Origin of the sequence: Pseudomonas sp. IT-P218 (assembly GCF_949767605.1) — a bacterium.
GTDB classification, from domain to species: domain Bacteria; phylum Pseudomonadota; class Gammaproteobacteria; order Pseudomonadales; family Pseudomonadaceae; genus Aquipseudomonas; species Aquipseudomonas putida_AE.
On sequence record NZ_CATKQQ010000047.1, the window covers coordinates 1 to 1,671 of the forward strand.

At 61.5% G+C, this 1,671-nt stretch carries 1 protein-coding gene; it reads left to right on the plus strand.

Going from position 1 to position 1,671, the window contains the following annotated elements; genetic code table 11:
* Positions 1 to 292: 292 nt before the first annotated feature.
* On the plus strand, positions 293 to 1,671 hold a 1,379-nt coding region (locus ACM6I6_RS22580), incomplete at its 3' end, for an ImcF-related family protein (protein WP_414920735.1).

Genomic DNA, 1,671 nt, shown 5'->3' on the forward strand with positions numbered 1-1,671 from the left:
GGGTGTGCAGTGGGCAATTTGGCACTGGTCGTCGCCAGCGAAAACGCGCGCACCGAGCGCCAACCTCAACTTGTAATGATGCAGGACACTTCGCCGCAATGGTGCGTTGTGCGGCCCGCTGGATGATCGGGGATAAGGATTAATCATGAAACAAGTCAGTGTCTGGATTGTAGTGCTTTGTTTGGGAATTATCGGTGGGCTGCTGATCTGGGTGGAGAACCCGATCCTTTCTGTAAATAATGGGCTCGAAAGGGTGACTTTCTCCGCTTGGCTGCTCGCCGGATGTCTGGTGATCTTGTTTCTCGAAAGTCTGGGAGCGCTGGCTACCAGAAAGCTGGGGACACTGGAGTTCATAGCGTGGGCACGGGAAAAATTCGGTGCAGGAGCCCCTCGATCGAGCTGCGATAACGTTGAACGGGACGGTCTCGATTATTACCTGCGCGAACATCACGGCCATTTCTGGCGCCACAAAGTCCGCCTGCTACTGGTCGCCGGCGAACCCGATCAGATCAACGCCATCGCCCCCCATCTGAAAGATAAAAAATGGCTCGCAGGCCACGACACCATCCTGCTCTGGGGTGGCAGCACCCAAACCAAATTCGATGATGGCCGCGTCACCCCGTGGCAAGGCCTGAGCCGCTGGCGTGCCCTTGACGGCGTGATCTGGGCCCTGAACGCACAACAAAGCACCGACACTGAGGCGATGGACAACGGTGTGCGTCACCTGCAAGACCTGGCCCGCCAGCTGCGCTGGCAGTTGCCGCTGCACCTGTGGCAGGTCTGCGACAGTGGATGGGATCAGGACAAACGCCCCACCCAGGCGGTCGGTTGTCTGCTGCCGTCCGATGTGACGCCGCAGGCGCTGGAGAGCGGGTTGGAGAGCTTGGTGTTACCCCTGCGCGACAACGGTTGGGCGCAAATCCAGGGCACCATGCGTCATGACTTCCTGCTGCGTCTGTCCCGTGATTTGCAGGTCGAGGGCATAGCGCGTTGGCGGCAGGCGCTGGCGCCGTTGTTCCGGGTGTTCGCCCGGAGTCTGCCGCTGCGCGGGTTGTGGTTCAGCCTGCCGCTGCCGGGCAGTAAAGACACTGAAGTAAAAAAAGCTCACCTTTGGTACGCCATGCCGCCTTGGGACGGCGTGCTCGGTGACAAGACCGTGCTCCATCGCCGCCTCGGCTGGGGCGTCACGCGAGTGGGTTATTCACTGGCGCTGGGGCTGGCGCTGATTTGGAGCGCCGGCATGCTACTGTCCTTCGCCACCAACCGCGTGCACATCGCCCAGGTGCAGACATCGCTGGCGACCCTGCAACAATCATCAACCCCTGACGAACAATTCCTCGCCCTGAATGACCTGGCCCGCGAACTGGGCCGCCTGGAATACCGCGCCACCCACGGCACCCCCTGGTACCAGCGCTTCGGCCTGAACAAAAATCCGGAACTGCTGCAAATGCTCTGGCCCACCTACGTCGAGGCCAACCAGCGCCTGCTGCGCGACCCGGCGATGGCCAGCCTGCAGCAACAACTCACTACCCTGACCAAGCTCCCCGCCGACAGCCCCGAACGCCTCAAACGCGCACCCCAGGCCTACGAACAACTCAAGGCCTACCTGATGCTGGCGCGCCCGGAAAAAGCCGACGCGGCCTTTCTGGTCAAGGTCCTGGGCCCGCTCGA